The organism is Bacteroides clarus YIT 12056 (assembly GCF_900129655.1).
In the GTDB taxonomy this organism is placed as follows: domain Bacteria; phylum Bacteroidota; class Bacteroidia; order Bacteroidales; family Bacteroidaceae; genus Bacteroides; species Bacteroides clarus.
In genome coordinates, this window is record NZ_FQWK01000008.1 from 99,725 (window position 1) to 126,172 (window position 26,448).

The window sequence follows — 26,448 nt, forward strand, 5'->3', positions numbered from 1 at the left end:
CGTATGGATTTACATGAGTAAGAGAAAATAAAACAACTTATTCTTCCGATAGTTCACTGCCGGTAAAAGGAGTTACCGCCGGTTCACACAAAAAAAGAAAGGTCCTTCTTCACAGAAAAACCTTTCTTCCCTACAAAAGGATGTATAACAAAATACTTTGCAACAACCTTTCACAACAGTTATTTCTATTTATCGTATGGTATTATGTCAGATAAGATGCGCTCTCTATACCAGGGATCATCAATCTCTTTCAAGACTTTCCCCATTTCCGCACACAACTCGTTTACTACTTCTTTATTCTCCTCTAACGGAAGATTATTCATTTGATAGGGGTCTTTCTCGTCATCGAACAACAAACTCTTTACAAGCTTGCGATTATCACGGTCTATATAAAGCGCCAGTGTGTAACGGGCCGATTTAAAGCCGCGCGATGAAGGGAAATAAGAACGAACTTTACCGTCCGCATCTTTCTTTCCGTCCAGGTTCTGAATATAGAGAGCGCCCGTAGGACGTACAATATCAGCTTTTTCATTGAAAAACAGCGGAGCATAGTTACGTCCCTGCACATCCGTAGGAATGGAATCGGACAGACCTGCCAATCCCAATAAAGTAGGCATGATATCCGGAGAGGAAAGCATCAAGTCATCCAAACGGGGCTTAATCTTATCAGGGAAACGAACGATGAACGGTACGTTCATGGACTCGGAGAACGGGGAATTCTTCGGGTCATCCGTATGCTGGCTGCACATTGTTTCGCCGTGATCGGAAGAAAAGACTACAATTGTATTTTTGTCCAGTCCCAATTCCTTCAAAGCATCGAGTATCTGTCCGAAAGCGCGGTCTACACCCGTAACTGAAGCAAAATAATAACGTGCGCTTTCCGCTTTCTTCATTGTAGGATCAGCATTAGGACGAATCAATAAGCTATCCAATGGCTGGTCCTTATATAAATTGAAGTCCTGCTCCATGCAGTCGTCCAATGAGCGATAAGGGCTATGCGGCGGATTCATACCTACCATTATAAAGAACGGTTTCTTCGGGTCGCGTACATTTCCCTCATTCTTCAGATAAGAAACAACCTTACCCGACTCATGCAGCGGAGACCATTCACGCGGATCATGCCGTTTACCGTCTGTGTCCCAATAATGCGGATTCTTATGCTCATCGAATGTTCCGTAAGCGTACCAATAGTTAAATCCATGACGACGGTCCTTCGGTGTATAAGCGTCCCATGCGGGTACACGGTCTTCTACGTATTTTCCCGGACGCTGGGGGTCATTGGGAGTCGGGAAGTCAGCATGCAGTTTACCGAAATAGGCACAGTCATATCCCGCATTACTGAATACATCGCTTACACAGTCTACATCCTCGCGCAATGAGCTGATAGGACGGTCCGAATTACAGTTCAAAGGGATACCGCTCTTGTTAGGATACATTCCCGTCAGCAATGAACCCCGATGAGGGCTGCTCAACGGACAGTTGCTCATGGCAGAAGTCAGTACCAAAGACTCTCTCGCAAAATCATTCAAACGAGGGGTATGCACCGGGTCATTCCGGAAGTTCACTTTCTCCCGAAAACCTTCCTGTCCCCAAAATTCCATCGCCTGATTACGGTACTGGTCAGGAAAGACATAAATAACGTTCGGTTGTCGGGCCTGTTCCGCCTGCGGAGCTTTACAACCCTGCAAGGCGAACAAGCCTAAACCACCTAACAATATATTCAATTGATTTCTCATTTCTCCAAGTCTCTTTTACGCATCAAAGCTTCCAAGAAATAATAATCGGCATAGTTCAGAGGAACATCTATTTCCGCGCCGTGAGGAATACTGCCTACCGAATGCATCAGGATAAAGTTGCCGTTAGTTCCTACCTCCGCACGATAGGCCGGAGAAGCGAGGCTTTCCATAATTCGGTCTGCTGTTTCCTTATAACCCTTATTAGGAATATACGTACTCAATTCGTAAAGCGCAGAAGCCGTACATGCTGCGGCAGAAGCATCACGAGGCTCGTTCGGAATGTTGGGAGCATCGTAATCCCAATAAGGAACCAAATCCTCCGGAAGATTCTTGTTATTGAAGATAAAGTCATAAACTTTTTCAGCGTGATCCAAATATTTGGAATCGTGAGTGTAACGATAGCACATTGTATAACCGTATAACGCCCATGCCTGTCCGCGAGCCCAAGACGATTCATCAGCATAGCCTTGCGCCGTCTGTTTCTTGCGAACCTCACCGGTTGCGGGATCATAATCTACTACGTGATAGCAACTGTTGTCGGCCCTGAAATGGTTAGCCATGGTAGTATCGGCATGTTTCACGGCTATATTATAGAAAGTAGAGTCACCCGACAGCTTGGTAGCTTCGAACAACAGCTCCAAGTTCATCATATTGTCGATGATTACCGGACATTTCCAACCGCGTTCTGCCTGCCAGCCTTTGTCGGCATCCCAAGATTGAATAACGCCTGCGCCCGGACGGAAGCGGGTAGACAATGATTTGGCAGTCTGAATAATTACAGGTTTGTATTCCTCTTTATTGGCAAAACGGTATCCGTTCAGATAACTGGAACCGATCATAAAGCCTACATCATGATGCCAGGTCAGATATTGTACGGAATCCAAGGCTTCCGTATACTTTTCCGCCAGCGGCAACCACTTGTCGTCACCGGTCAACTCGTATGTATACCAAATATTACCGGGAAAGAAGCCGGAGCACCAGTCATCAATGGGAACATAATGAATGCTGCCATCCTTATTAATGGTACGCGGATTAAGAATTTTACCTGATTTCTCGATAATGTCCGTCTGAAGCATTTCCTGTGCCACTGCATTATCAATATTCTCCTGGATGAAGTCATTTGCAGGCTGCTTTTGTCCTGTACAACCTGCCAAAACAAGAAGGGAAATACCCAATGTAGTAAGAGCTGTTTTCATAATAAAGGATTTATTTATTAATTGTTGTCGTTTTTTCGATGGCAAATGTAGCGCGGTTATACGGAAATGACCCACCTAAATCATCCAATTAAAAGCTAAAATTGTTACATTTGCATCGGAAAGCATCTGTTTTTCTTTATGCTGTCCGTGAATCATTGAATCACCAATCATTAAATCCCTAAATTCCATGACTCCACAAGAGTTTTTCAAAAAAGATCTTTTTGCCGGCAAAACCGGTGTAGAACTGATAGAAATAAAAGAAGGATATAGCAAAGCGCGTCTGGTAATTACGGAAGAACATCTCAATGCCGGACACCGCACCCAAGGCGGAGCGCTCTTTACGTTAGCCGACCTCGCTTTGGCCGCAGCCGCCAACTCTCACGGCGTACTGTCCTTTTCACTGTCTTCCAATATCACTTTCCTGCGCGGCAGCGGTGTAGGCGACACATTGTACGCCGAAGCCCGTGAACGATACGTCGGACGCACTACCGGATATTATCAAATTGACGTTACCAACCAGAAAGGAGAACTGATAGCCACATTCGAGTCCAGCGTTTTCAGAAAGGGGGACGCATTGCCCTTTACTTTGTAACCACGGAAGTCATCGGATAACGATTGCCTCTTACACTTTTGAGAAACGCTTTTGCCGAACCGAAGTTCAAATACATATCCAAGCGTATGGGAAGGTGGTTTTTATCGTCTGAAACGAAGAAAGTAATCACTTCCTTCTCTTTTCCCTTTTTGTATTCCACAAAAGAAAATACAAGACAACGGTAGATTGTATCGTTGTTTGCCTCTATTTCTTCCTTTCCGCGGTAAATCAGAGTCTGTTCTTCCACCCTGCGTCCCGTTGCCATAGGGAAAAGTATCTTCTCGCCTATCTTATAGTCTTTGGGATCGTAAGAGCGGGCTTGCGCCAGAATACTCAGCATATCAAAAATACAACGGCTGTCACTGTATTCCATTTCCTGCGGTTCACGCACAGGATTATGCCAGGTACGTCTCTGCTTCACGGTAGACACACCGTCATTATACGAGAACCACGCCTCGTCTACCGTATAGCGTTTTCCCTCCTCGGCTGCCTTACGAAAATAGAGCGGTTCGAGTTTATCGCTGACATAGCAGGTCAGCGTATCACGCATCTTAAAGAAGAAATCCGTCTTCTTACTGCCCACAGAAAGAAGATTGAAACGATAGGCAGGACGGGAACGGTAAGTGGTAGCATTCGTTGTCAGACTCGCCAGCCCTACTTTCTTCCAGATAAATTTCCAGTTGAAATACAAATCATACATTACATGTTCCCCCGATTGGAACGCCTCATTCTTAGCCACACATTGAGCCTGCACAGGCATCATGCCGCCCAGACACATAAGTCCCGCCAGCAAGAGCAATCCCGCGATTCGTTGCTTTTTAGTAACTATATCCCCTACCGCTGTTGCGATTGCTGTTGTTACGGTTATTCCGGCTATTTTTCTTTTTCTTGTCTTCATCTGGTTTTTGTTTTTTCAGTTCATCCGGCTTTTGCTTATCCAACGGCTTTTCTTTCACGTTCCAATCCTGAATCAAATCAAAGTTGGCCTTAAATTCCAGTACTTGCGGATAATAATAAACCATTTCAGGCTGGCGTTTGGTGGCATAATCACCTGTATCCCATACGCCATTCCCGTTTGTATCGTTAATGAGCCGGGCCCCATATTTACCCGGATTCAAATAATAAAAGTCTGCTTTTCCTTCCACGACCGGCACAGTTCGTACCACCTTGTCTTGGGCATCCAGCAGTTCTACGAATGCCAAAGAATCGGCTCCGGTAATATTGAAGAATATCTGCCCGTACTCTTCCAGTTTTTTCACCGTGAACTCTTTCTTCACTTTATCGGTAAACAAGCCATATAATCCGTGAAAAGCGGTCGAGTCTACTTCAAAGGCGTAACTTTCACCCGGTTTCCAGTCCGCATACAGATTGTAGCGTTTCAAATCCAGCGAATCCCGCATGAAATCAAACGGCACATCCTGCCATAACGTATCCACCTTCTGCCTTACATGCAAGGCGGTGTCACTAAAGCTGGCTATCGGTTCCGTAAAGCTCAATGTGATATAATCGTACACATCCATTGCCGAAGGCGCATATACATCCATTGCCAGAAACGGGGTCGGTTCCGGTTCTTCCTCACCCTTTTTCCTTCTTTTCTTCTTCTCTTTCTCGGCCTTTTCCTTCTCTTCCTGTTTCTTATCCTGCAGTTTCTTCCAACTTACCTTCGATACCATTCTCAAGGTATCTGTCCGGGGAACCAGCTGATTCAAAGTATCCGTGTACAAATAAGTCAGGCTCATCCGCAACGTATCTTGCTGATAAAGCAAAGAATCCTTTATCCAATAATGAATCGTATCATTCCGTCCGGTGGTCTGCTCAATGACAAAAGCATCCTTTTCATCGAAATTCAGCCCTTTCATCAGAGGCAGGCTATCGGCCGGAGCCGTAAAATAGAAAGAGAACTTCTCCGGAGTCAGGCGCTCTGTTTTCATAAGGCGCTGCGAGAAAGTCTTTTCTTTGAAGCTGCGCAACAACACATCATCCGGCAAGAAATGAGTATATCTTCTCTCTACAATCGTGTCTATGGTCAAAGAGTCTCTCCAGAGAGTATCCTGGCGCGTACGTTCTTCCATGGAAGGGATAATGATGGAATCATTAAAAGCTATGGTTTCCGTAGGCTGGGAGAACTTGAAATTCTGGTCGGCATCCATTAAAGCATAAATACGGTATTTACCCGGAGCAACTCCACGGATAGAAAATCTTCCGCGGCTATCCGTACGACCTACACGATCGAAAGGCAACGTCGTGAAAGCCGAATCGGCCAGATTGGCATGCAAGCCGACCAGCACACCTTTTACCGGTTCCAGATTCGACGCGTCAAGCAACGTGCCGGCAATAGCCATCGAATCGAGCTCCGCACCGGTAGAAAACGTATAAGTAAAGCTCTCCATCGGATTTCCTTCATTATTATCCTGGATAGCATCGGCAAAGTCGATAGTATATGTGGTATTAGCCTTCAGCGTATCTTGCAGGTTGACCACTACCCTCTTGCCGTTCGCCTTTATTTCCGGCTGCTGCACCTGAGGCGGTGAAATAACAACTTTCTCATTCGCTTTCTCCAACTTGATAAACTCGTCAAACTCAATGGATATTTTACTTTTCTTATTATGGAGAGCGCCCGGCAATGGAGAACTCGTGACAAAACGAGGCGGCTCTTCGTCAATCGAGCCACCTTCCAGGCGGCCCACACTGGCACAAGAATATAAAACAGCCGCACTTATGACTGCCCCCAGCAACCGGCGTACAAACGGTTTCATTGTATTATGATGCTTGTAATCTAACATGATGCAAAAATAAAGGTTATCCCGCAATTAGCAGTATGCTTTACAGTATTTTAATCAAAAAACAAGTATTTCTCCCGAGTATATATAAAACATAGTTAAAAAACAGGGATATTCACACCTTATATACAGAGAAAAGAATAATTTTGCGACCGAAAACTAAACAAGAGTATTCAGTTTTCACCGCTATCCTTTTTCTTCTATGATTTACACACAAAAGCTTCAGATTAACTAGAACAAAATTATACAGAGAATAAAAGAGTATGAAGAGTAGATTAGTATTATTGGCATGTTGCCTGGCACTGCTCAGCAGTTGTGGACAAGGTGACAAAAGCACGGGCAAAGCACCCGAATTTGCAGTGATTGCAGTAGAAACTACCACTGCTAACTTGACAAACAGTTATCCGGCTACTATTAAAGGTAAACAAGACGTGGAAATTCGCCCGATGGTGAGTGGTTTTATCACTAAATTGCATGTGGACGAAGGTTCCGTCGTTCGTAAAGGACAAGTATTGTTCAGTATCGACCCTGTGCAGTACCAAGCTGCTGTAAACTCTGCCAAAGCCGCGGTTGAAACCGCAAAAGCCGCTGTAAACACACAAGAACTTACAGTAAACAACAAGCGTACGCTGAATCAAAAGAATATCATCAGCGATTACGACTTGCAAATGGCCGAAAACCAATTAGCACAAACCAAAGCGCAACTGGCGCAGGCGGAAGCACAACTGGTTAATGCCAAGAACAACCTGTCATATACCAGCGTAACAAGTCCCAGCGACGGTATCGTAGGTACCATCCCCTACCGTGTAGGTAGCTTGGTAAGCCCCTCCATGGCCACTCCGCTGACTACGGTTGCCGATATCTCCGAAATGTTCGCTTACTTCTCTATGACCGAAAGACAACTCCTATCGCTGATACGCGAGGGTGGCAGCATCAAGGAAATCCTGGCAAAAATGCCTCAGGTACAGTTGCAGCTGATTGACGGAACCATGTATGCCGACAGCGGACGCGTAGAAACCATCAGCGGTGTTATCGACCAAACCACAGGAGCGGTGAACATGCGCGCCCTTTTCCCCAACAAGCACAACATTCTGCGTAGCGGAGGTACGGGAAACGTGGTATTCCCCAACCCGATGGAGAACGTGATTATGATTCCTCAATCGGCTACCACGGAGATACAGGACAAGAAGTTCGTATTCGTCGCACAGCCGGACAATACGCTGAAAAATACCGAGATTCAGGTATTCAGCCTGAATGACGGCAAGTACTTCTATGTTACCGGCGGTTTAAAAGCGGGTGATAAAATCGTGATAGAAGGTGTACAGAACCTCAAAGACGGACAAAGCATCACTCCTATCACTCCCGAAGAGAAAGAGGCCGAATATCAGAAAGCCCTCAAAGACCAGAAAGAAGGTAATATCCAAACTGCGTTCAATTAACGTTTAACGCCCCTAATCACTAAATAACATGAAATTAGATAGATTTATTAATCGTCCGGTGCTATCTACGGTAATCTCTATCCTGATAGTAATCCTGGGAGTTATCGGTTTGGCGACACTGCCTATCACCCAATATCCGGACATTGCACCTCCAACGGTATCGGTACGCGCTACCTATACCGGTGCCAACGCCCAAACGGTGTTGAATTCTGTCATTGCGCCGTTGGAAGACCAAATCAACGGTGTGGAGAACATGATGTACATGACCTCCAATGCTTCCAATAACGGTTCCGCCGATATTTCCATTTATTTCAAGCAGGGTACCGACCCGGATATGGCAGCCGTTAACGTACAGAACCGTGTCTCTATGGCTCAGGGTCTGCTGCCGGCCGAAGTAACCAAAGTCGGTGTAACCACGCAAAAGCGACAGACCTCAATGTTGATGGTATTCTCCATCTACGATGAGAAAGACCAGTACGACATCGAATTCCTTGAAAACTACGCCAACATCAACCTTATTCCGGAAGTAAAACGCGTAAACGGTGTAGGTGACGCTACGGTGCTCGGTCAGGACTACTCCATGCGTATCTGGCTGAAACCGGATGTAATGGCACAGTACAAGCTGATACCTAATGACATAGCCGGTGCATTGGCCGAGCAAAACATTGAAGCCGCTCCCGGTCAGTTCGGTGAACGCGGAAACCAGAGCTTCCAATACACAATCCGTTATAAAGGCCGTCTCCAACAACCGGAGGAATTTGAGAACATCGTTATCAAAGCCCTTGAAAACGGTGAAGTACTTCGTATGAAAGACATCGCCGACATCGAACTCGGACGTCTGTCATACAACTTCAACAATAAGGTAAACGGCCACAAGGCTGTATCTTGTATCGTATACCAGATGGCCGGAACCAATGCCACACAGACCATCAGTGACTTGGAAAAAGTACTTGACGAGGCTTCCGAAACGTTGCCTTCCGGTTTGAAAATCAATATCGCGCAAAGCGCCAATGACTTCTTGTTCGCTTCTATCCACGAAGTTATCAAGACCTTAATCGAGGCGTTTATCCTTGTGTTCATCGTAGTATATATCTTCTTGCAGGATATGCGTTCTACGTTGATTCCCGCCATCGCCATTCCGGTAGCGTTGATCGCGACGTTCTTCGTGCTGAAACTGATCGGATTCAGTATCAACCTGCTGACCCTCTCGGCCATGGTGCTTGCCATCGCGATTGTGGTGGACGATGCCATAGTCGTCGTCGAGGGTGTCCATGCCAAGCTCGACCAGGGATATAAATCGGCAAGGACGGCATCTATCGACGCCATGAGTGAATTGGGCGGCGCCATCATCTCCATTACGTTAGTGATGATGTCTGTGTTCGTGCCGGTAAGCTTCATGGGCGGTACCGCAGGTACGTTCTATCGCCAATTCGGTCTGACAATGGCCATCGCCATCGGTTTCTCCGCACTGAACGCCTTGACGTTGAGTCCGGCTTTGTGCGCCATCTTCCTGAAACCGCATAACAGTGATACCGGCATAAAAGAGCGGATAGGCGTTGCCACGAAAGAGGCCCGTAAAATCATGGTGGCCCGCTATGCCGATTCCATCGGTAAAATGATGCGTCCCGGTCTGACACTGCTCTTTACCGCAATTGCCATTTTAGGTATGATTTTCGGCTTGTTCAGCTTCGAGAATCATCCCGTACTTTGCCTGGTTATGATTGTAATCAGCGTATTGGCACTGGCCGGTATGACGACAGACAAGTTCAAACACTCTTTCAATGCATCTTACGACTCCATTCTGGGTAAATATAAGAAACAGGTACTTCGCTTCATCCAGAAGAAATGGCTGTCCGGCGGCATCGTCGCAGGTTCCATTGTACTGTTGATAGTCTTTATGAACATCACGCCCACAGGTATGGTGCCCAATGAAGACACCGGTACCATCATGGGTGTAGTGACGCTTCCTCCGGGTACTTCGCAAGAACGTGCCATGGAAATATTAGACCGTGTAGACAGCCTTGTGGCGGCCGACCCTGCCGTACAGTCGCGTACGGTAATTTCCGGTTTCAGTTTCATCGGCGGCCAGGGACCTTCTTACGGTTCGCTCATTATCAAGCTGAAGAACTGGGAAGAACGTTCCACGATGCAGAATTCAACGGTGGTTTACGCCACGCTTTTCATGCGTGCGCAAAAAATCATCAAGGAAGCGCAGGTTTTGTTCTTTGCTCCGCCTATGATTCCGGGTTACTCCGCATCCAGCGATATCGAATTGAACATGCAGGATAAAACCGGCGGTGACCTCAGTCACTTCTTCGATGTGGTGAACAACTATACCGCCGCTTTGGAAGCACGTCCGGAAATCAACTCCGCAAAGACCAGTTTCAACCCCAACTTCCCGCAGTATATGCTGGATATCGATGCGGCCGCCTGTAAGAAAGCAGGTCTCAGCCCGAGTGACATCCTCAGTACCATGCAGGGATATTTCGGCGGTCTGTATGCTTCCAACTTCAACAGTTTCGGTAAGATGTACCGTGTCATGATTCAAGCCGAACCGGACGCAACCAAGAACCTGGAATCGCTCTCCAGCATCAAGGTGCGCAACGGCAACGAGATGGCTCCCATCACTCAGTTTGTATCTATCAAGAAGGTATACGGCCCGGATATCATCAGCCGTTTCAACCTTTACACATCCATGAAGGTGATGGTGGCTCCCGCCAGCGGTTACACATCCGGTCAGGCATTGGCTGCCATCGCGGAGGTTGCCAAAGAAAATCTGCCGACAGGTTTTGCTTACGAGCTCGGCGGTATGGCGCGTGAAGAGGCTGAAACCAGCGGCAGCACCACAGGCTTGATTTTCATACTCTGCTTCGTATTCGTCTACCTGTTGTTGAGCGCGCAATATGAAAGTTACATCCTTCCGCTCTCCGTACTGCTCTCCGTGCCGTTCGGTTTGCTGGGTAGCTTCCTGTTTGTCAGCGGTATAGGTTCCTTAGGCAACATACCTGCACTGAAAATGATTCTGGGTACCATGTCCAATGACATCTACATGCAGATTGCCCTCATCATGTTGATGGGTCTGTTGGCCAAGAACGCCATTCTGATTGTAGAGTTTGCCCTCGACCGCCGCAGGATGGGTATGAGTATCACATGGGCTGCCGTACTGGGTGCCGCCGCCCGTTTGCGTCCTATCCTGATGACATCTCTGGCTATGATTGTCGGCTTGCTTCCGCTGATGTTTGCTTCCGGCGCAGGCGCCAACGGTAACCGTACATTGGGAACTTCGGCCATCGGCGGTATGTTAATCGGTATGATATTGCAGATATTCATCGTACCCGCTCTGTTCGTTGCCTTCCAATACCTGCAAGAAAAGGTGAAACCGATGGAATGGGAAGATGTGGATAACTCGGATGCAGAACCTGAGATTGAACAATACACTAAATAAATGCAGAATGAAGAATGATGAATGAAGAATTTTGGTTGCGACAAGCACGCTGCAAGGTAATTCTTCATTCTTCATTCATCATTCTTCATTAAAAAAAACGATTATGAAGAAAGAAATAATAACTCTGATGTGCGCAACTGCTTTATTGAGCAGCTGCCATATCTACAAATCATACGACAGACCCGAAGATATTACTGTGGAAGGTCTGTATCGCGACACCGTCGCCGGTGGCGATACGCTTGCCGCAGATACCGCCAATTTCGGTAATCTACCCTGGAAGGAAGTGTTTACAGACGCCCGGTTGCAGGCGCTTATCGAACAGGCGTTAATCAACAATCCCGACTTGCGCAGTGCGGCACTGACCGTAAAACAGGCTCAGGCTGCATTGATGTCCGCACGTTTGGCTTATGCTCCGATGCTGTCTCTCTCTCCGCAAGGAACGGTCAGCAGCTGGGATAAAGGTAAGGCTACGCAAACCTATTCGCTTCCGGTTACGGCAAGCTGGCAGATAGACCTGTTCGGCCAGTTATTGAATCCCAAGCGCAAAGCGCAGGTTTCCCTGAAACAGACGCAGTTCTATGAGCAAGCCGTACAGACGCAGGTGATTGCCAACGTAGCCAACATGTACTATACATTGCTGATGCTCGACCGCCAGCTGCAAATCAGCGAAGCGACTTGTGACATTCTGAAACGTAACCTCGAGACCGTAGAAGCAATGAAAGAGGCCGCTATGGCAAACAGCGCGGCCGTAGAGCAAAGCCGTACCGCCTATGCGCAAGTACTGGCTTCCCTGCCCGATATACGCCAAAGCATTCGCGAAACGGAGAACGCACTATGCCTGATGCTGAACCAACCGGCGCAAAGCATTGCACGCGGCGCATTGGAGGAACAACAACTGCCGTCTGAATTTTCCACAGGCATTCCCTTGCAACTGTTGTCCAACCGCCCTGATGTGAAGGCCGCCGAAATGTCGTTGGCCGCAAGCTATTACGACACCAACAGCGCACGCGCCGCATTTTATCCGCAGATTACTTTAAGCGGTTCCGCCGGCTGGACCAACAGTGCCGGTTCCGCCATCGTCAATCCGGGCAAGCTGCTGGCATCCGCCATCGGTTCGCTGACGCAGCCTTTATTCTACCGCGGCGCCAACATCGCCCGTCTGAAACAGGCCAAAGCACAGGAGGAACAAGCTAAAATCCAGTTCCAAACCACACTGCTCCAAGCCGGAAATGAGGTAAGCAACGCCTTGTATCAATATCAGATGACTTCGGATAAAGCGGTTTCACGCGAAATTCAAGTGAATTCTGCCCGTAAAGCTGCGGAAGATACAAAAGAATTGTTTAACTTAGGCACGTCAACCTATTTGGAAGTCCTGTCCGCCGAGCAGTCCTACCTCAGCGCGCAGCTTTCGGAAGTGGCCGACACCTTCGACCGCATGCAGTCTGTAATCAGCCTGTATCAAGCGTTGGGCGGTGGGAGAGAATAATATCAGTTATGAGTTATGGGTTATAAGTTATTCTTGACGGCTCATCTCCCATAACTCATAGCTAATAACTCATAACTTATAACTCATAACTAATTACTTATGATTAGTCCATTAGCATCTGTAGATTCTGCCGCAAAAATCGGTAAGAATGTAACCATTCAGCCTTTCGCTTACATCGAAGGAGATGTGGAAATCGGTGATGACTGCGTGATTATGTCAAATGCAAGTATCCTCAAGGGTACTCGCTTAGGTAAAGGAAATAAGGTACATCATGGCGCCGTACTGGGTAGTGAACCGCAAGATTTTCATTACACAGGCGAAGCAAGCCGGTTGATTATCGGTGACAACAACGACATTCGTGAAAATGTGGTTATCAGTCGTGCCACGCACGAAAGCGGATGCACGCGCATTGGCGATAATAACTATCTAATGGACGGTGTTCACCTCTGCCACGACGTGCAAATAGGCAATCACTGCGTACTGGGAATTAAGAGCACGGTGGCAGGCGACTGCCGCATAGACGACTGTACAATCCTGAGCAGTAACGTTATCCTGCATCAGAATTGCCACATCGGCAGTTGGGTATTGATTCAGGCAGGTTGCCGCATCTCGAAAGACGTACCGCCTTATGTTATTATGAACGGTAATCCGGCAGAATATCACGGTATCAATGCGGTGGTACTCCAACACAAGCATCAGGTTACCGAGCGTATCCTGCGCCATATCGTAAATGCGTACCGCCTGGTATATCAGGGAAACTTCAGCATACAGGACGCTTTGCAGAAAATCGAGGATCAGGTTCCGATGAGCGATGAAATACATAACATCATCAACTTTATCCGCGACTCGAAAGGTATTGTAAAGTAGCCTCCGGTACATAAGGAAAGAACATACAGAGTGTAGCGAACGCCGTTCCCCGGCGAATTCGCTACACTCTTTTTTTATTGGGATACGACCGGGTAAAAGTATATTTCCCCATATCGCAAAGTACTTATGGCTGCTACGCAATCTTAGAATAAAAGTTTCATTTATAAAAACCAAAGCTTTATTCTTATAAACCAAAGTCTAATTTATAAGAATAAAAGCTTTGTTTTAAGATTGCATGGCATCGGAACGGACTTTCCATCCCGGTACGGCAGGTTCTTAACAGGGAAAGCGGCAATTGCCACCTTATACTTTATTCGAAGCGTAACGCTCCGAAAAATTCCGGACAGTGGAAGTTCGGCTTTTCCAAATCAATGGGATTCCATGACAGAAAATGGGGAGTTTGCAACTTATCACCGCATTTATAGAAATTGGCACGGATAGTCTTACCGTCCAATGAGGTAATGTTATGCATAAAGAAAGCGGAATAAGGTATTACCAAGGCCACCTCCCAGCTACATTCTCCTACCCGTTCCTCAAAATCCTCACGCCCCAAGGAAGACCAACGTTGCACTTTATCAAGAATTTCCTGCGACGCATGCCGGCGATCGGAGCGTCCGGCTCCCGCGCCGATAAGCAGCCGCCCCGCACAGTTACATTCCATATTGTAATATACTCCGTCTCCGGCAGGAATGGAGAAGAACTCCACACAGGCATCTTCCCAAACCGGTCCGTTGTCTTTGCCCGCTACCGCGCGTACACTGGCCTCTTTCACTTTATAGTGAATCAGGATAGCATTGTCCGTATGGGCAATACGGAATTTAACATCCGGGCAATATGGATATGCCGCCCAGTTCACCGTACTAATCGGCTGAAAAGCCACTTTTTCTTCATCCAACAGAGCAGGCACCGCTTCTACCGGTATATTTGCCATACTCACTTTCTTGACATCCAATTCTTTCATCGTCTTATTTTTGGGAGTTAACGCGAATAAGGGCAAGACACAGCAGCCCATCATCGCCGCCATTATATACCTCTTTAAATGCATGAAGCTATGAATTTCTGCATTTCCGGAGTATGTTCCTCTACGCTTTGAAGCAGTTTGAATTGCGCCTTCGTGCGTACCAGGTTATGTTCCGGATATTGAATCTTATAATATGTATCGCCGTTGATATAATCGGCAAGGAAGCGTACGCACTGCATATAGGGGAACAGGGCGGCCGCATAGGGCAGGTTCTCTATTTCTATCGGCAGCAGGAAAGATTTGGCCGACTCCAGATAACCTTTTGTGAACGCCTTGAATATTTCCATATCGAAGTTCACATTCGCGAGGTCTTTATCATCTTCCAGTCCTGTATTGGCTCCCGAACGCAGGAAATCGCCAAAGTCGGAAAAGACAAAGCTGGGCATTACGGTATCGAGGTCGATGACGCAAAGGACATTGCCGTTTTCATCAAACATCATATTATTGACTTTCGTATCGCAATGGCAAACACGCTTGGGCAGCTTACCTTCGCGATGCAGGCGTTCCGCCTTGCACATTTCATCGGCACGACGCTCTATCTCATCCAGAAAATACCGTACTTCCTTTACACGTCCGGCAGCGTCGGCCGCCACGGCATCGCGAAGTTGTTTCAGGCGGAATTCCATATTATGGAAATCGGGAATCGTCTCGCCCAGCTCATCGGGAATATCGGCAAGCATGGCCTGGAAATTGCCGAAAGCTACGCCTGCATAATACGAATATTCGGGATCGACCGTTTCGTATGTCCTGGCATTGGGAATAAACGCCATGACACGCCAATAATTCTCTCCGTCATGCCAATAAGTTTTTCCGGTATCGGCAGGAAGGAAACGCAACACTTTACGTTCAATGTCCTTCTCGCCTTTCTCTTCCAGTTTCTTACGGATATGAGTGGTTACGGCATCGATATTGGCCTGTAACATTTCCACATTTTGGAAAATGGCATGATTGATACGCTGCAATACGTAATCGGGGGCATCGGTTCCGAGCGTGCTTACTTTATAGGTGTCATTAATAAGGCCAGCCCCTAAAGGCTTGATTTCTTGAACTGTACCCTGCAATTGAAAATGAGATACGATAGATAAAAGGTCTTTCATGATAATAAATAGATTAATTTATGATACAAATATACGTTCTTTGCCACATATAATAAGTTTATTATTGTTCGATGAACATCCAAAAATATACATTTAAGCAGACATAACCGCAAAATCCAAATAATAAATGAGAATCTTTGTATAAAATATTCTTATATTTGTGACTGAAACCTTAAAAACAACTCAACGTGCAGAAGCTTATCATCAGATTATTCTTCATTTTAGCGAGCGCGGCTTTCGCAAATGTACATGGGCAGAACATCACCTTCAATCATCTTACCACCGACGACGGACTATCGCAGTTCTCTGTAAACAGCCTGTATGTCGATGAAAACGGAATTTTATGGATTGGTACGCGCGAAGGGTTGAACCGCTACAACGGAGAAGATATAAAAACCTACAAGCTACGGAAGAATGACCCCAACAGCCTTTTCTGTAATACGGTATCGCGCATTGTAGGCAATCACAACGAAAGAATCTATCTGCTCTGCACCGAGGGGGTGGCCGAATTCAACCTTTCCACCCAGAAATTCACAACTTTGCTGCAAGGTAATATCAGCAGCATTTACTACAATAACGGCCTTTTCATCGGTAAGAAAAATGAAGTCTACCGCTATAACGAGGAGACGGGCAATTTCGACCTTTACTATCAATTGCCCGGCGAAAACCTGGAAATCATTTGCATGCACATCTATAAAGGTTACTTATGGATGGGCACTACCACCAACGGCGTGTATCGCTTGGACATAGATAAAAAAGAACTGACACACCCCATTAAAAAAGGGAATATCACCAGTTTCTATCGCGACAGCGAAGGAGAACTCTGGATTGGCAGCTGGGAGGAAGGATTGTTCCATGTAAAAACAGACGGGAAAATCGAGAACTTCAGGTACGACGCCAAGAATCCGCACAGCCTTTCTTCCAACTTCGTACGAGCTTGTTGTGAGGACAATCTGGGCAATATATGGATAGGTACTTTCAACGGGCTGAACCGCTACAACAAGAGTACCGGATTATTCCAGAACCATACCGCCAATGACATACAGACCGATGGCCTCACCCACTCTTCCATCTGGTGCATCGTAAAGGATAATCAAGGTACGCTCTGGCTGGGAACTTACTTCGGCGGTGTAAACTACTTCAATCCGGAATATGAAATCTACACCCGCTACTCTTATTCCTCCAACGAAAAGAAAGGGTTGAGCAATCCGGTTGTAGGACGTACCATCGAAGATAAAAACGGTAATCTGTGGATAGGTACCGAGGGCGGCGGACTGAATTATTACAACCGCCGCACGCGCGAATTCAAATGGTACCGCCCTCAGGAAGGGCGCAACAGCATTTCGCATAATAATGTGAAAGCGCTTTATTATGACGCCGATAAAGAAATTATATGGATAGGTACTCATCTGGGCGGTCTTAACAAACTGGATATACGTTCAGGACATTTTACCCATTACCGCATGGAAGGGAACAACCCGCAATCACTCCCGTCGGATATTATCCGCGACATCACCCCCTACAAAGACCTTCTGATTATTGCCACGCAAAACGGCGTATGCCTCTTTAACCCCGCCAACGGGCAATGCCGGCAACTGTTTAAAGACAGTAAAGAGGGAAAATCCATTAAAATGGTAGCGGATGTCGTATTCGACTCGGAAGGTACATTATGGATTGCCGCCACCGGAGAGGGAGTATTCAGCTATCGTTTCGATACCCGCAAACTGACGAACTACCGTCATGATGCCGCCAATCCGAACAGCCTCAGCAATAATAACGTGAACAACATAACACAAGACAGCAAAGGAAACCTATGGTTTTCCACCTCCGGTAGCGGCCTCGATTTATACCGTCCTGAAACCAATGACTTCGAGAATTTCGACAAAGGGAAAAACGGCCTGGCCAGCGACTGTATCTATGAAACGCAGGAATCTCCCACCAGCGGTAAATTGCTGCTCATCACAAACGAAGGTTTTTCCATCTTTGATTACCGGAATAAAGATTTTAACAATTACAGCGCCGAGAACGGCTTCCCGCTGACAGCCGTCAATGAGAACGCGCTCTGCGTAACCCGTGACGGTGAGATTTTTCTGGGTGGTGTACAGGGTATGATTTCTTTCCATGAAATGGAGCTGAACTTCACCCCGAAACCCTATAAGATTATCCTCTCACGCCTCATCGTCAACGGGCAGGAAATCCATGTAGGAGACGAAACCGGTATCCTGCAACGCTCCTTGTGCCATACCGAAGAGATAACTCTCGATGCAAACCAGACCATGTTCAGCATAGAGTTCGCCACATCCAATTACATTCCGGCCAACAAAGACGATATTATTTACAAACTGGAAGGTTTCTCCAATGAATGGACAAGCACGCGCGGACTGCATACCATTACTTACACCAACTTGAATGCGGGCACCTACAAACTGCTCATTAAACCGGAAGGAAAAGATGAAAGCCTTTGTCCGCAAGTACCGCTTATCATCCATGTATTACCGCCATACTATAAAACAACGCTCGCCTACTTTATATATTTTATCATAACGGGAGTGGTTTTATGGTATTCGGTGCGCGCCTACAAGTCGAGAATCAAACTGCGTGAGTCTTTGAAATACGAACAGAAGCATATTCAGGATGTAGAAGCGCTGAACCAGTCCAAATTGCGCTTCTTCACCAACATCTCGCATGAGTTCCGCACTCCGCTGACTCTTATCGTGGCTCAAGTGGAGACTTTGCTGCAATTACAGAACTTCACCCCCGCTATCTATAATAAGATATTGGGTATCTATAAGAACAGTATCCAGCTACGTGAGCTAATCACCGAATTACTCGATTTCCGCAAGCAGGAACAAGGGCATATGAAAATTAAAGTCGGCCCGCACAATATCGTGAATTTCTTGTATGAAAACTATTTACTGTTCCTTGAATATGCCAGCGCAAAGCAAATTAACTTCAATTTCGAGAAAGGAACCGATGAACTGGAAGTGTGGTACGACCAAAAGCAGATGCAGAAAGTCATCAATAACCTCTTATCCAACGCCATCAAGCATACGGAAGCGGAAGATACCATTACGCTCAGCGTGAAGAAAGAAGAGAACAACGTCGTAATCCGCGTGAAAGATACGGGAAGCGGTATCGATGCCAAGGAAATCGATAAGATATTCGACCGTTTTTATCAGATAGACCCGATTAACTCCACCGATGCCGGCAAGAGCGGTACAGGTATAGGACTGGCCTTGACCAAAGGTATTGTGGAATTACATCATGGTACTATTCGTGTGGAAAGCGAGCTGGGTAAGGGCACGAGTTTCATCGTTACACTTCGCTTAGGCAATGAGCTCTTTACGGAAGAACAAATCAGCCGGAACCCGGATTGTGTGCGTCAGATTGAAATTCCCAAGCCGGAAACAGATGCCTTCCTGAAAACAGAACTGGAAGAAAATGCGCCCATCACACGCATTCCGGATGCCAAAATGTTGATTGTAGAAGACAATGAGTCCATTCGCGAGATGCTCGCCAATATCTTTAAGCCATTCTACCAGATATTGACGGCCGCCAACGGAGAAGAAGGCTGGCAACTGGTACGCAGTGAGATGCCTTGCATTGTGGTGAGCGATGTGGTTATGCCCAAAATGTCGGGAACAGAGTTGTGCAAGCTCATAAAGAGCGATTTTAACACCTGTCACATCCCTGTGGTATTGCTCACCGCACGTACCGCCGTCGAGTTGAATATCGAGGGCTTGCGTATCGGCGCGGACGATTATATCACCAAACCGTTCCACACGAACTTACTGATATCCCGTTGCAACAATCTGGTGAACTCCCGCATCCTCTTGCAGGAAAAGTTCAGCAAACAGCCGCAAACAGCCGCACAAATGCTTGCCACCAATCCGATTGACAAAGACATTCTGGACCGTGCCATGGCTATCATCGAGCAGCATCTGGACGATACGGAATTTAATGTCAACGTCTTTGCCAGGGAAATGGCTATGGCGCGCACCAATTTGTTCACCAAGCTAAAAGCGATTACAGGACAGACCCCGAACGACTTTATACTGACTATCCGCTTGAAAAAAGGCGCTCTGATGCTGCGCAACAATCCCGAGCTGAACATTACGGAAATTTCCGATAAGATAGGATTCAGTTCCTCACGCTACTTCAGTAAGTGCTTTAAGGACATCTATCATGTCAGTCCGCTGGCTTATCGTAAGGGGGAAGAATCCGATAAAGACGAGGAAGAAGTAACAAGCGGAAGGTAAGAAGCGTATCTTTTTGTACTTTTTATGCTTCCGTGTGTACTCCTTTATACACACAGACCGGAAGATAGCGCATATCTTTGGACACAGAATCAAACTTTAAAGTCCAAAGGCTATGAAACATTTATCTAATCTTTTACCGTATCTTCCAAGTACGGTCCTTCTGATAGGATGCGGCAGCCCATCCAAACAGGAGGCGAAGAACGACCAACCCCAAAAGCCTAATGTTATCTATCTTATCGCTGACGACTTAGGCATCGGCGACCTTAGCTGTTATGGCGCCACTAAAGTTAGTACTCCGAATATCGACCGCCTTGCCGGTCAAGGCATGCAGTTTACCAATGCGTATGCCACCTCTTCCACAAGTACCCCCTCACGCTTCGGACTGCTGACAGGCATGTATCCCTGGAGACAGGAAAATACAGGTATTGCCCCCGGTAACTCCGAACTGATTATCGATACAGCCTGTGTCACAATGGCCGACATGTTCAAAGAAGAAGGCTACTACACCGGAGCCGTAGGCAAATGGCACTTGGGATTAGGTCCTAAGGGCGGAACGGATTTCAACCATGAAATCAAGCCGAACACGCAGGATATCGGCTTCAACTATGAGTTCATCATCCCGGCTACGGTAGACCGGGTTCCCTGTGTTTTTGTAGAAAACGCGCATGTTGTAGGACTTGACCCCAAAGATCCCATCACCGTCAATTATGACCATAAAGTAGGCGACTGGCCCACCGGACTTGAAAACCCCGAATTGGCAAAGATGAAGCCCAGTCAGGGACATAATAACACCATTGTCAACGGTATCCCCCGCATTGGCTGGATGACCGGTGGAAAATCCGCTCTTTGGGTGGATGAGGATATTGCGGATGTCATTACCGGTAAAGCAAAAGATTTCATCGTTTCACATAAAAACGAACCGTTCTTCCTGTATATGGGCACGCAGGATGTGCACGTTCCCCGCGTTCCTCATCCGCGTTTTGCCGGAAAGAGCGGCTTAGGTCCGCGCGGTGACGTTATTCTGCAACTGGATTGGACTGTCGGAGAAATTATGCATACCCTCGACAGCCTGAATATTGCCGACAATACAATCTTCGTATTATGCAGCGACAATGGCCCTGTCATCGACGACGGCTATCAAGACCAAGCCTTTGAGCTCCTGAACGGACATACCCCCATGAAGCATTATCGCGGCGGCAAGTACAGCGCGTTCGATGCCGGAACCCGTATTCCGTTTATCGTCCGCTGGCCGAATGGAATCAAACCAGGCAAACAACAAGCGCTATTCTCCATGATTGATGTGTATGCCTCATTCGCAGCCCTGTTAAATCATGAACTTCCCGCAGGTGTAGCTCCCGACAGCCGTGACCAGCTAAACAACTTCCTCGGCACAGATACCATCGGATGTGACTATGTGGTACAACAAAACCTGAATAATACCCTATCCATCATTCAAAATAATTGGAAGTACATCGAGCCAAGCGATAAACCCGCTTTGGAATATTGGACAAAAATGGAAATGGGGAATAGTCCTAAGCCTCAGCTCTATAATCTATCTACCGATCCTTCAGAAAAGGAGAATATAGCCGAAGCTCATCCGGATAAGGTGAAAGAACTGTCCGCTTTGTTGAATGAAGTAAAAGGTGCGAAGGAACAGCAGGACAGCAAATAACAGGAATTCAATCTGTCCGTAGATAATGTACGAAATCAGATTATTTGCGGACAATTAGTGAATGTTTTCGCCTCGAATACTCTATATATTTGCGAGGTGATTTTCACTTTGATTCGAGTAAATCCAACTAAAAAAACAACCTTTTTTCAATAACCAATTAAATTAATATTTATGAAACAGAAATCTAAGCTACTAAAGACATTAGGTATTATGTTACTTTTTGTATTATTTGCCACCCAAGCAAATGCGCAAAATATTACAGTAACAGGTACAGTAAGTGACAATCTGGGCCCGGTCATCGGCGCCTCTATACAAGTGGAAGGAACCAGCAACGGATGTATCACGGACATTGACGGTAATTATAGCTTACCCAATGTTCCTTCCAACGCAACTCTGGTATTTTCGTACATCGGTTATCAGACACAAAAAGTGGCAGTAGCCGGAAAAACAAAAATCAATGTAAAACTGAGTGAAGACAGCCAATTACTGCAGGAAGTTGTAGTAGTAGGTTACGGCGTTCAGCGCAAGAGCGACTTGACAGGCGCGGTAGCTTCCGTGAAAACTGCAGATGCGTTAAAGAGTACTCCGACAGGTAACGTATCCGATGCCCTCCAAGGACGTATGGCCGGTGTGTCTGTTCTCTCCGGTTCCGGTGACCCGAGCGGTGACAATACAATCCGTGTCCGTGGTATTAACTCTATTACCGCAGAAACCGGTCCGCTGGTTGTTATCGACGGTTTCATCGGTGGTTCCCTTCAATCATTGAATCCTGCGGATATTGCTTCCATAGAAGTATTGAAGGATGCTTCCGCAACAGCTGTTTATGGTTCGCGCGGTGCCAACGGTGTTATTTTAGTAACCACCAAAAATCCTGAAAAAGATAAACTGACCGTATCTTTCAATGCATTCGCCAATATCAAAACCGTTGCCAAATATCCGGACAACTTATCTCCCTATGAATATGCCAACTTAGTAAATGATTACGGAAAAGAATATTTCGGTAAGGGAGATAATTATTATTACAGTCCGGAACAACTTGCGGCTTTCAAGTCCGGAAAAGCAGGCTTTGACTACTCGAAAGAAATATTCCGCAGTCCTGCCGTTACTCAAAACTATGAACTTTCTATTGCCGGCGGTGGTGAAAAAACAACATTTCTCGCCTCTCTCCGTTACCAAGACGATCAAGGTATCATTAAAGAATCAAGCAGCCAAATCTATAGCTGGCGTTTAAAAGTAGATACCAAAATTAAGAAATGGTTGAAAGCGGGTTTGAATATGTATGGTCACTACCGCGAAACAAGCAAGCCCCGTATCAGTGAATATGATGGATTGATACAACAAAGTATGTATTTTCCAAGTACCATCGAACCTAAAAATGAAGAGGGAGAATATAACAACAACTTCTTTGATGGCGGTAAAGCATATAATCCGATGGGGTACATATGGGAAGCCGACAATTCCAACAAAACTATAAATAACCGCATACAAGGCTATGTTCATTTTGACATTATAGATGGCTTGAGCTTCCGTTCTCAATTGGGTGTACTCTTCGACAACAGACTGAACACATCAGTAGAAAACGAACAAGGCTATTATTCTTACAAGAATAGTCTGACGCAAGGACAGGCACGCAGTTACTGGAATACTTCATGGTTAAACACCAACACGCTAAGCTATGTAAAAGAGTTTAATGAAAACCATCGTATCAACGCTACGGCGGTATTTGAACAATCGTATGATAACAACTACAACCACACCGGTACAGCCTACAATTTAGACTATATCGATATGATTGGCATCAACAATCTGGCATGGTCCGCATCAGATTTGGCAGCTATTGCATCCGACCGTACAATCAACACCTTGATGTCCGGTATGTTGCGCGTCAACTATGTATTCATGAACCGTTACATGCTTACCGCCTCTATCCGCGCCGACGGTTCTTCACGCTTGAAAGACAAGTGGAGTTATTTCCCCTCTGCCGCATTGGCTTGGGATTTAAAACAAGAAAGCTTCTTGAAAGACAATAGTTTTATCGACCAATTGAAACTTCGTTTAGGCTATGGTTCTGTAGGAAACCAGGCGGTAGAAGCGTACCGTATCTATTCCAAAATGGCTCCGGTGACTGTAACAAATGCAAGTGGAAACTCTGCCACAGCTTATAAAATAGACCGTCCGGCCGCTTCTTTCCTCAAATGGGAACGTAACGACCAATTCAATGTAGGAGTTGATTTCGGAATCCTCAACGGCCGCATACGCTTAACCGCAGATTGGTACAGCAAATTATCCAAAGATATTCTGCTGGAAGTAGCGCGTCCTTCTCACATGGGTTATACTTCTATTCTTGACAACGCGGGAGAAATCAAAAACACCGGTGTTGAATTTACAATCAGTGCAGATCCGTTTACCGGTAAAGAATTCAATTGGCACACTGACTTAACTTTGTCTCACAACAAAGGTACATTCAATAAGATTCCGACAGCCAACCACCGCCAACAACAAGCCGGAAACTATCAAAACCAGATATTCCAGATGATTGAGGGAGAAAAACTAGGTTCGTTCTGGGGCTATACATTCGCAGGTATATGGCAGGAAGATGAAGTAAACGCTCCTTTCGTAGACGCCAACGGACAAACAAACGGTAAGACCAACGGTGAAGTTTATAAAGTAAAACCGGGTAACTCCAAATATGTAGACATCAACAAAGACGGAGTTTACAACGACGCAGACCAAGGAATTATAGGTTGCGGACAACCGACCTTTAACTGGGGTTGGAACAATACGTTCAATTATAAGAACTTTGACTTCTCGTTCTTCGTTGTAGGTTTCCACGGATTCGATATTTATAATGCCACTCACCAAATGGGATATAACTTAATTAAGAGCCAACAAGTAGCCGGGGTAACGCCTATGCGCGAATTATTGAATCGTTGGACACCTACCAATACCAACACCAACATACCGGGTTTCGTCAACGGCGGAACAGAAAATAAAGATTTCTTCAGCACACGCTTTGTTGAAAACGGCAGTTTCATCAAAATGAAAAGTATCACTTTGGGTTATACTCTCCCGGAAACAGCTTGCCGTGCATTAGGTATCACAAACCTGCGTGTATATGCTTCCGTACAAAACCCATTCCATATTACCAATTACTCAGGACTGGATCCGGAAGCTACTATGGGCAGTCCTTTGGTACAAGGTGTCGATTGGGGTTCCTATCCTAACAGCCGTAACTATTTGATCGGTCTGAATTTCTCATTCTAATGATTAACCTACTAAATAAGACTAATATGAAGAAATTAATATATTTAACAGCAATCACAGGTAGTTTGCTATTGACGACTTCTTGTGTAGACCTTACCCAAGAACCAGAATCATTTATCACAGAAGAACAATATTGGACTGCAATAGACCAAGCAAGTCTTCAAAAAGCCGCAGATGCTCTTTATAGCGATTTATGGCAAGGTAACTACGGATTTAACAGCCGCCTGCAACGTCTTAACGTATGTGCGGACGACATTACGTACCGTGCGGCCAAAGCCAATAACGAATTGGCATATTACGGAAGATTAACTCCTAATCTTACGGCCAATGATGCTGATTTCTCAACCACCTGGACACTGTTCTATAAAGTTATCAGCAGTTCCAATAAAATCATTAAAGGAACAACAATTCCGACAACAGAAGAAGAAGCCAAAGCATTCAAAGAGATTTTAGGTGAAGCCTACTTTATGCGCGGTCTTTCTTATTTCTATTTAACCCGTTTGTATGGTGACGTACCTTTGTTGATGGAAAACGATGAAATAACCATTACCATGCCACGAACTGCCGTTGCCGAAATCTATGACAAAGCCATTGTTCCCAGTCTTAAAACTGCAGCGGAATGGTTGCCTAACAAAGGACGCAGTAACAACTCCACACCTTCCAAATGGGCTGCAAAAGCTTGCTTGGCCGACGTCTATATGACAATGGCCGGATGGCCCTTGAACAAGGGAACCGAATATTACGGTCTGGCAGCAACCGAGGCCAAAGATATCATAGATAACGCCAATACCGCCGGTCTTAAACTGACAACCGAATATTCCGATTTATGGCTGGAAGCCAACAAAACGCAGACCAATGAAGTAATGTTTGCCTTGCAACACAGTTCTAAGCATAAAATAGCAAGTAATTACGGTAAATCTTATTATCCGAGTGATTATGCTCCCAACGCCGGTTGGTCTGATTACTACGGTGACGAGGATTTCTTCCTGAGTTATCCTGAGGATGCACGCAAGGATTGGAACTATATGACGGAATGGCCTGTAAAAAGCGGAAAAAAAGATACGGATGGCAAAGACATTCTTAAAACAATTCCTTATACTGAAAGCGCAGATAAGCTACCCGCTATCTCCAAATACTACAATTATGACGAAGGAGATCCCGGCAAAAGCGCGCAGGCAAACGGTATAACCTGTATCTACCGTTATGCCGAAGTACTCCTGATGTACGCCGAAGCTTCTACACGCGCAACCAATACGGTTAGTACAGATGCTTTGAATGCGATTCAGGAAGTACAGAAACGCGCAGACTATCCGGACAGAGGGATAGCATTAACTACGACTACCGATGCGGCTACCTTCCTGACAGCCGTATCCAATGAACGTGGTTGGGAATTCTTCGCTGAAATGAAACGCTGGTTCGAACTGGTTCGTCTGGAGAAAGTAAAAGACGTGCGTGCCGAGGAATGGGATGCTTCTCTTTTCAACGCAAATCATCATTATTACTTCCCTGTACCTTACCAGCAAATAGACCTTGCCGGTTGGACAAACAATGCAGGATACTAATTATACCACAAAACTTCTAACCTTATTTTTTA

The 26,448-nt window shown here is 46.0% G+C and carries 15 protein-coding genes; 9 read left to right on the plus strand and 6 right to left on the minus strand.

The genetic code is table 11. The features are described 5' to 3' along the window. Window positions 1–185: 185 nt before the first annotated feature. The gene (locus BUB52_RS14320) at window positions 186–1,736 is read right to left on the minus strand and encodes a sulfatase family protein (protein WP_009120248.1); all 1,551 of its coding nucleotides are present in this window, start codon (window positions 1,734–1,736) and stop codon (window positions 186–188) included. After that, on the minus strand, window positions 1,733–2,932 hold the full coding sequence (locus tag BUB52_RS14325; RefSeq protein ID WP_022217784.1) for a glycoside hydrolase family 88 protein: 1,200 nt from the start codon (window positions 2,930–2,932) through the stop codon (window positions 1,733–1,735). Before BUB52_RS14325 ends, BUB52_RS14320 begins: the two co-directional genes overlap by 4 nt. Window positions 2,933–3,119: 187 nt before the next feature. Between BUB52_RS14325 and BUB52_RS14330 the strand changes: the two genes are divergently transcribed. Beyond that, the gene (locus BUB52_RS14330) at window positions 3,120–3,524 is read left to right on the plus strand and encodes a hotdog fold thioesterase (protein ID WP_009120246.1); all 405 of its coding nucleotides are present in this window, start codon (window positions 3,120–3,122) and stop codon (window positions 3,522–3,524) included. On the opposite strand, the gene BUB52_RS14335 is transcribed toward BUB52_RS14330, so the two are convergent. Next, window positions 3,514–4,422, minus strand: a complete 909-nt coding sequence (locus BUB52_RS14335) for a DUF3108 domain-containing protein (RefSeq protein WP_009120245.1) — start codon at window positions 4,420–4,422, stop codon at window positions 3,514–3,516. The two genes, BUB52_RS14330 and BUB52_RS14335, sit on opposite strands and share 11 nt — an antisense overlap. Next, window positions 4,343–6,307: an Ig-like domain-containing protein gene (locus BUB52_RS14340; RefSeq protein ID WP_009120244.1), complete on the minus strand. Its 1,965-nt coding sequence runs from the start codon at window positions 6,305–6,307 to the stop codon at window positions 4,343–4,345. The genes BUB52_RS14335 and BUB52_RS14340 overlap by 80 nt, the downstream gene beginning before the upstream one ends. Window positions 6,308–6,567: 260 nt before the next feature. Between BUB52_RS14340 and BUB52_RS14345 the strand changes: the two genes are divergently transcribed. The 4 genes from BUB52_RS14345 (at window position 6,568) to lpxA (ending at window position 13,541) form a co-directional block, all read left to right on the plus strand. Next, window positions 6,568–7,743: an efflux RND transporter periplasmic adaptor subunit gene (locus tag BUB52_RS14345; RefSeq protein ID WP_009120243.1), complete on the plus strand. Its 1,176-nt coding sequence runs from the start codon at window positions 6,568–6,570 to the stop codon at window positions 7,741–7,743. Between the two features lie 28 nt (window positions 7,744–7,771). Continuing rightward, window positions 7,772–11,188 carry an efflux RND transporter permease subunit gene (locus BUB52_RS14350; RefSeq protein WP_009120242.1) on the plus strand — a complete coding sequence of 1,139 codons (3,417 nt, stop codon included), beginning with the start codon at window positions 7,772–7,774 and terminating at the stop codon, window positions 11,186–11,188. 103 nt (window positions 11,189–11,291) lie between these two features. After that, on the plus strand, window positions 11,292–12,674 hold the full coding sequence (locus BUB52_RS14355; RefSeq protein ID WP_009120241.1) for a TolC family protein: 1,383 nt from the start codon (window positions 11,292–11,294) through the stop codon (window positions 12,672–12,674). Window positions 12,675–12,773: 99 nt separating this feature from the next. Beyond that, window positions 12,774–13,541 (plus strand): acyl-ACP--UDP-N-acetylglucosamine O-acyltransferase, encoded by a 768-nt coding sequence (gene lpxA, locus BUB52_RS14360; RefSeq protein ID WP_009120240.1) that lies wholly within the window; start codon window positions 12,774–12,776, stop codon window positions 13,539–13,541. 310 nt (window positions 13,542–13,851) lie between these two features. Here the strand turns inward: lpxA and BUB52_RS14365 are convergent, their stop codons facing one another. Next, the gene (locus BUB52_RS14365) at window positions 13,852–14,553 is read right to left on the minus strand and encodes a carbohydrate-binding family 9-like protein (RefSeq protein WP_373129599.1); all 702 of its coding nucleotides are present in this window, start codon (window positions 14,551–14,553) and stop codon (window positions 13,852–13,854) included. 23 nt (window positions 14,554–14,576) lie between these two features. Continuing rightward, a complete protein-coding gene (locus tag BUB52_RS14370) occupies window positions 14,577–15,659 on the minus strand; it encodes a phosphotransferase enzyme family protein (protein ID WP_009120238.1) in 1,083 nt (360 codons plus the stop codon). Between the two features lie 188 nt (window positions 15,660–15,847). Here BUB52_RS14370 and BUB52_RS14375 point away from each other — a divergent pair, with 188 nt between their 5' ends. The 4 genes from BUB52_RS14375 to BUB52_RS14390 all read left to right on the plus strand — a co-directional run bounded on the left by BUB52_RS14375 (window position 15,848) and on the right by BUB52_RS14390 (window position 26,416). After that, window positions 15,848–19,918 (plus strand): hybrid sensor histidine kinase/response regulator transcription factor, encoded by a 4,071-nt coding sequence (locus tag BUB52_RS14375; protein ID WP_009120237.1) that lies wholly within the window; start codon window positions 15,848–15,850, stop codon window positions 19,916–19,918. Between the two features lie 112 nt (window positions 19,919–20,030). Next, window positions 20,031–21,590, plus strand: coding sequence for a sulfatase family protein (locus BUB52_RS14380; protein WP_009120236.1), 1,560 nt, complete (start codon window positions 20,031–20,033; stop codon window positions 21,588–21,590). Between the two features lie 171 nt (window positions 21,591–21,761). Beyond that, the gene (locus BUB52_RS14385) at window positions 21,762–24,854 is read left to right on the plus strand and encodes a SusC/RagA family TonB-linked outer membrane protein (RefSeq protein ID WP_009120235.1); all 3,093 of its coding nucleotides are present in this window, start codon (window positions 21,762–21,764) and stop codon (window positions 24,852–24,854) included. 26 nt (window positions 24,855–24,880) lie between these two features. Beyond that, complete coding sequence (locus tag BUB52_RS14390) at window positions 24,881–26,416, plus strand: RagB/SusD family nutrient uptake outer membrane protein (RefSeq protein ID WP_039950123.1); 1,536 nt, start codon at window positions 24,881–24,883, stop codon at window positions 26,414–26,416. Window positions 26,417–26,448 lie beyond the last annotated feature (32 nt).